Source organism: Streptomyces sp. S6 (assembly GCF_054880855.1).
In genome coordinates, this window is record NZ_JBTYMC010000344.1 from 1 (window position 1) to 6,475 (window position 6,475).

A 6,475-nucleotide genomic window follows, 5' to 3' on the forward strand; every position below is an offset into this window, starting at 1 on the left:
CCCGACGGCAGCGCGGGCACACCGCCGAGGGGGTGCGGCGGGACGTACACGTCCGCGACGGGCAGCCGTGAGGGCGGCGCGAACAGGTCGCCCTGCGCCCACTGCGCGCCCGCCGCGAGCGCCGCCTCGTACTGCCGCTCAGTCTCCACTCCCTCCACCACCAGCAGCGCCCCCAGCTCGTCGCACAGGGTGCGCATCGCCCGGACGGCGGCGGGACGCGCCAGCAGCGACGCGTCCAGCTTCAGCAGGTCCGGCGCGAGGTCCACGAGCAGCCGCAGCGGGACGTCACCGTCGCCCACGCCGTCCACCGCGACCCGGAACCCCAGCTCGCGCAGCCCGCCCACGGCCTCCAGCAGCGCCGCCCGGGGCACGTGCGTGTGCGGCGGGACGACGTCCAGGGTGACCTCCCAGGGCAGCCGCCCGGCCTGCCGCACCGCGTCGTGCACCGGGGTGAGGCCGCCGAGGTCGGCGAGGGTGCCCGCGAACACGTTGACGTGCAGGGGCAGCAGCGTCTCCCGGTGCGCGGCGGCGCGGACCGCCGACACGGCGAGCCGGACGTCGAGTCCGGGGTCGCGCCCGGCCTCGGCGAGGACGTCGCCGCCCTCGGGGCGGGCGAGCACCTCCAACGCGGCCACGGACCTGGTGGTGAGGTTGACCACCGGCTGGAAGGCGAACCGGAGAGTATCCGACCTGAGGCTCACAGCAGCATGATGACGTGCCCGGCGCACGCCCGCGCGCAGTTCATGAGCCGTTCACGCGGTTTTCCGGCCATTTCGCGCCCCCCTCCAGGACATTCGCGCCCCCTCCGGGACATCGGGGGACCTGTCCCGCCCCGCGAACCCCCTCATCGCACCGCGACCACCGCCGACCCGTGCCCGAACAGCCCCTGGTTCGCGGCGATCCCCACGCGCGCGCCCGCCACCTGCCGTCCGCCGGCCTCGCCCCTCAACTGCCAGGTCAGCTCGCACACCTGGGCGATCGCCTGGGCCGGCACCGCCTCCCCGAAGGACGCCAGCCCGCCGCTGACGTTCACCGGAGTCCGGCCGCCGAGCGCCGTCGCCCCGTCCCGCAGCAGCTTGGCGCCCTCGCCCTCGCCGCACAGACCGAGGTCCTCGTACCACTGGAGTTCCAGGGCCGTCGACAGGTCGTACACCTCCGCCAGCGACAGGTCCTCCGGACCGAGGCCGGCCTCCTCGTACGCGGCCCGCACGATGGCCGCCCGCAGGGACTCCCCGGACGGCTCGACGCCGGCGGCGGAGTCGGTGGCGACGTCCGGGAGGTCGAGCACCTGGGTGGGGTACCGGGGCGTCACCGTCGACACCGCGCGGATGCGGACCGGCTCGGGCGTGCCCCGCCCGCGCGCGAACTCGGCGCCGGCCAGCACGAGGGCCGCCCCGCCGTCCGAGGTGGCGCAGATGTCCAGCAGCCGCAGCGGATCGGCGACGACGGGGGAGGCGGCGACCTCCTCGGGCGTCACCCGCGCGCGGTAGCGGGCGTTCGGGTTCAGGGCGCCCAGGGCCGCGTTCTTCACCTTGACCTGCGTGAAGTCCTCCAGGGTGTCGCCGTACACCGCCATGCGCCTGCGCGCGTACAGGCCGAAGTACGCCGGGTTCGTCGCTCCGAGGAGGCGGAAGCGCAGCCAGTCCGGGTCCTCGGGGCGGTCGCCCCCGGCAGGGCGGAAGAACCCCTTGGGGGCGGCGTCCGCGCCCACGACCAGCACCACCCGGGAGAGCCCGGCGAGGATCCTCGCGCGCGCCACGTCGATCGCCTGCGCCCCGGACGCGCAGGCCGCGTACACGCTCGTCACCCGCGCCCCCTGCCAGCCCAGGGCCCGCGCGAACGTCGCCCCCGCGACGAACCCCGGATAGCCGCCCCGCACGGTGTCCGCGCCGACCACCGCGTCCACGTCCCGCCAGTCGAGCCCCGCGTCGGCGAGCGCCGCCCGCGCGGCCGTCACGCCGTACTCGGTGAAGCCGCGCCCCCACTTGCCCCAGGGGTGCATCCCCACGCCCAGCACCGCCACCTCCGCCGTCATGCCCCCACCTCCACCGGCCGCCAGTTCCACGTCGTCCACACCGTCTCCCCGTCCTCGCTCAGCACCCCCGGCACCACCTCGACCTCCACGCCCACCGCCAGCTCCCCGACCCCCACCCCGGGCGCCGCCTGCCCCAGCACCACCATCCGTTCCGCCGCCAGCTCTACCGCGACCAACGCGTACGGCTCCCACGGAAGTTCCCGGTCGCTCACATAGGGTGACGGCGGCCGGTAGCGGCAGTCGGTGTACGACCACACCCGCCCGCGCCGCGACAGGGCGACCTCGGCCAGTTCGCCGCCCCCGCAGCCGGGGTTGCGGCAGTGGACGTCCTCCCGGGGGAAGAACACCGACGCGCAGGCCGAACAGCGCGTCCCGAGCAGTCTGAAGCCGTCCCCGTCCCCGGTGAACCAGCCGTCCACCGCAGGCTTGCGCACACGTGCCACGAGACCTCCCCGCACCGAGATCTGACGGAACGTCAGGAGTGTGTCACGGCCGCCCGCAAATGGGCAGGGCCCGGCCGGGGAAGTGTGCACGGCATGAAGCGACCGCTCCGCGGTGCCCTCACCGCGCTCACCGCCCTGCTCGCCGCGCTCCTCGCCCCCACGACGGCCACCGCCGGGGCCGAACCCAAAGCCCCCGCCGACTTCGTCGCCCTGCGCGCGGTCGACCCGACGATCCTCCAGGAGATGCGCTACACCACCCGGCACAACTTCACCGGCACGCGTATCGACGGCTACCGCGAGCCCCTGTGCATCCTCACCCGCCCCGCCGCCGCGGCCCTCCACCGCGCGCAGACGAAACTCCTGCGCAGGGGCTACACCCTCAAGGTCTACGACTGCTACCGCCCGCAGCGCGCGGTCGACCACTTCGTGCGCTGGGCCGAGGACCTCGACGACCAGACGATGAAGGGCGAGTTCTACCCGGACGTCGACAAGACCCGCCTCTTCACGGACGGCTACATCGCCGCGAAGTCCGGCCACAGCCGGGGCTCCACCCTGGACCTCACCCTCGTCCGGCTCCCCGCCCTCCCGACCCGCCCCTACTTCCCGGGCGAACCCCTGGTGCCCTGTCACGCGCCCCGATGGGAGCGCTTTCCGGACAACTCCGTCGACATGGGGACCGGGTTCGACTGCTTCGACACGCTGTCCCACACCCTCGACCCACGCATCCAGGGAGTGCAACGCTCCAACCGCCTGTTGCTGAAGAGCACTCTTGAGGGCCTCGGTTTCGTGAACCTCGCCGAGGAATGGTGGCACTACACCTTCAAGCCGGAGCCCCACCCGGACACCTACTTCGACTTCCCGGTGGCGGACAAGTCGCTCACCAGGGGGGATTGAAACCGGTAGGCGAGACGCCCTCCCCGCGATCCGATACAGTCCGCCGCGTGTCACAAACTCAGCACACCACTTCGAACTCCGCACGGAACAGCCACTGTTCGAGCTGCGGAGCCCCCTTCGGGGAGGGCGTCACCGGCTGGCCCCGCATCTGCCCGGCCTGCTCCACCGTGCACTACCGCAACCCCCTGCCGGTCGGCATCGCCCTCCAGCCCGTGTACGACACGCAGGGCACCGCCCTGGTCGTCGTCAAGCGGACCGTCGAGCCCGCGCGCGGGGGCATCGCCCTGCCCGGCGGCTTCATCGACGACCGCGAGGACTGGAAGCACGCCGTCGTCCGCGAGCTCAAGGAGGAGACGGGCATCGACGCGGCGAGCCGCGACGTCCGCCTCGCCGACGCCATGAGCGCCCCCGACGGCCACCTCCTGCTGTTCGGCCTGCTCCCGGAGCGCCCCGCCGACCGCCTGCCGGCGCCCGCCGCCACCGACGAGACGGACGGCTGGCAGCTCCTGCGACGCCCCGAGGAACTGGCCTTCCCCCTGCACACCATCGCCGTACGGGCCTTCTTCGAGGGCCGCTACATCTGAGCCCGCGGTCAGGGCCTGTCGTTTGGATCACGCCTGGGCCGCGGGGTGTGGCACGCACTCCCCCAAGCTCTCCGAGCAGGGGGGACCCCCAGGCGTTGTCGTCGGTCTCCCCCAAGTTCTCGGCTTCGCTCGAACAGGGAGGGACCCCCATCGCGCCGCGTCGACTCCCTCCTCCGCGCCTTGCAGCTGCACGCACCACACCCCGCTCACCGGCGTCGAGAAGGCACCGTAACTCGAAACCGGCGTGATCCAAACGGCAGGCCCTAGCCGAGACCCCGCAGCCGCACCGGGTGGGACGGTTCGAGCACACCGTCCTCGCCCTCCCGCTCGACGACGACTCGCGCCCCCTCCCAACGGGTGACGTACCGCTCCATCTCCGGCTCGTCCCAGCCGTCGCCCGCGTCCCGCACCACCAGGCCGCCGCCCGTCCGCCCCCGGGCGGGCGCCCACACCTCCAGCTCGATCCCGCCGTCGGCCGCCCGCACCGGAATCACCGTACCCGCGCGCGCGAGCACCGGGATCCGCCCCGCCGGAGCGTCCAGCAGCACCTGCCCCGGCCCCTCGTACGACTCCTCCGTCGCCGTGTCGTACCAGCGCCCCCGGGGCAGCCGCACCGCACGCCGGTCCACGTTCGGCGCCAGCACCGGGGCCACCAGCAGACAGTCGCCCAGCAGGAACGCGTCCTCGCAGTCCCGCAGCGCCCGGTCCTCCGGCGCACCCCACCACAGGGGACGCGCGTAGGGCGCCCCGGTCCGCCGCGCCAGATGCGCCAGCGTCACGAAGTACGGCGTCAGCCGCCGCCGCTCCAGCAGCGCCTCGCGCGCGTGCGCCAGCACCTCGGGACCGAACTCCCACGGCTCCCGGCGCCCCGCCCTGATCGCCGCGTGCGTCCGGAACAGCGGCAGATACGCCCCCAGCTGGAACCAGCGCAGGTACAGCTCCGGAGACGGACTCCCGTCGAACCCGCCGACGTCCGGCCCCGAGTACGGGATCCCGCACAGTCCGAGCCCCAGCACCAGCGCCAGCGACGCCCGCAGCCCCGGCCAGCTCGTCGAGACGTCCCCCGACCAGGCCCCGCCGTACCGCTGGAGACCCGCCCAGCCCGACCGGGAGAACACGAACGGCCGCTCCTCGGGCACCAGCGCCCGCACGCCCTCGTAGCCCGCCCTGGCCATGCACAGCGCGTACACGTTGTGCGCCTCGCGATGGTCGCCGCCGCGCCCCTCCAGGTCGTGCCGCGCCGACCGGGGCAGCGTCGTGTCCCCGAACGCCGCGAACGACGTCGGCTCGTTCATGTCGTGCCAGAACCCCGAGAACCCCTGCGCGAGGCGCTCCGCGTACAACTCGCCCCACCAGGCGCGCACCCGCGCGTGCGTGAAGTCCGGGAACACCGACTCCCCGGGCCACACCACCCCGCGCACCACCTGCCCGGAGGCGTCCCGCACGAACGCGTCCAGAGCCGTCCCCGCGTCGTACACCTCGTTCCCCGGCTCCGCGCGCACCGCGGGGTCGACGATCGACACCAGCCGCACCCCGCCTTGGCGCAGCTCCTGCGCGAACTGCGGCAGTTTCGGGAACCGCTCCTGGTCGACGGTGAACACCTGATGGCCGTCGAAGTGGTCGATGTCCAGATGCACGGCGTCCAGCGGCAGCCCGTGCTCCCGGTAGCCGTCGACGATCCGGCGCACCTCCTGCTCGCTGCCGAAACCCCACCGCGCGTGGTGATACCCGAGAGCCCAGGACGGCGGCAGCGCGGGAGCGCCCGTCAGCGACGCCCAGCCGAGCAGCACGCGCGCGGGAGTGCCGACGACGACCCAGCAGCGCAGCGGACCGCCCTCCATCCGCACCTCGCACGAACCGCCCCGGTCGTGCCCCGAGCCGGCCCCCTCCTCGCCCTCCCGGAGCGTCACCGAACCGTCCCAGGACGTGTCGTGGAACACCAGGTGCGTGCCCGCGTCCGCGACGACCATCTGGACCGGCATCGTCACGTACAGCGGATCGTCCCCCGGCCCGAACGAACCCCCCGGATCCGTGTTCCACAGCCGGTACGTCCCCGCCCGCAGCCGGGGTCCGGCCGCCCGCCCGCCGAGCCCGAAGAACCGCGCGTCGGCCGCCACCTCGGACCGCTGCATCCACCGCGCGGGACCCCCGTCCACCGGCTCCCACCAGCGCGGCGGCAGATCCCGCCGCAGCAGCACCCCGCCCGGCGTGCACACCTCGATCGCGCCGTGCCGCGACACCGACACCGTCGCCCGCTCGGCCACCACCCGCCAGCCGCCGTCCTTGTCCGGCTCCAGCACCGCGCGCGGATCGGGCTCGGGACAGCCGGCCAGCGCGTACGACGGCTCAGGCTCCGCGCCGTCCCAGCCCCAGAACACGGCCCCGCCCGCCGCCACGACGATCCGCAGCTCCGACCGCTCGAACCGGACGACGCCCCCGCCGGGCCCCGGCTCGGCCCCCCGCACCGCCACCGATGACGACACCCTGCCCTGGACCCGGCACACGGCGATCGTCTCGGT

At 74.2% G+C, this 6,475-nt stretch carries 6 protein-coding genes; 2 read left to right on the forward strand and 4 right to left on the reverse strand.

Annotated elements, in window-relative coordinates; translation table 11 throughout:
• The 3 genes from ACVNF4_RS30530 to ACVNF4_RS30540 all read right to left on the reverse strand — a co-directional run.
• The coding region (locus ACVNF4_RS30530; protein WP_461806121.1) for an EAL domain-containing protein at positions 1–701 on the reverse strand (701 nt) is incomplete at its 3' end.
• A 143-nt stretch (positions 702–844) separates the two neighbouring features.
• A complete protein-coding gene (locus tag ACVNF4_RS30535; protein ID WP_461806124.1) occupies positions 845–2,035 on the reverse strand; it encodes a lipid-transfer protein in 1,191 nt (396 codons plus the stop codon).
• Positions 2,032–2,469: a Zn-ribbon domain-containing OB-fold protein gene (locus tag ACVNF4_RS30540; RefSeq protein ID WP_461806125.1), complete on the reverse strand. Its 438-nt coding sequence runs from the start codon at positions 2,467–2,469 to the stop codon at positions 2,032–2,034. The genes ACVNF4_RS30535 and ACVNF4_RS30540 overlap by 4 nt, the downstream gene beginning before the upstream one ends.
• Before the next feature lie 102 nt (positions 2,470–2,571).
• Here ACVNF4_RS30540 and ACVNF4_RS30545 point away from each other — a divergent pair, with 102 nt between their 5' ends.
• Positions 2,572–3,372, forward strand: coding sequence for a M15 family metallopeptidase (locus ACVNF4_RS30545; protein WP_461806122.1), 801 nt, complete (start codon positions 2,572–2,574; stop codon positions 3,370–3,372).
• 47 nt (positions 3,373–3,419) lie between these two features.
• Positions 3,420–3,956 carry an NUDIX domain-containing protein gene (locus tag ACVNF4_RS30550; protein ID WP_461806123.1) on the forward strand — a complete coding sequence of 179 codons (537 nt, stop codon included), beginning with the start codon at positions 3,420–3,422 and terminating at the stop codon, positions 3,954–3,956.
• Between the two features lie 263 nt (positions 3,957–4,219).
• Here ACVNF4_RS30550 and ACVNF4_RS30555 read toward each other — a convergent pair whose 3' ends face one another.
• Positions 4,220–6,421 (reverse strand): glycoside hydrolase family 31 protein, encoded by a 2,202-nt coding sequence (locus ACVNF4_RS30555; protein ID WP_461806126.1) that lies wholly within the window; start codon positions 6,419–6,421, stop codon positions 4,220–4,222.
• Positions 6,422–6,475 lie beyond the last annotated feature (54 nt).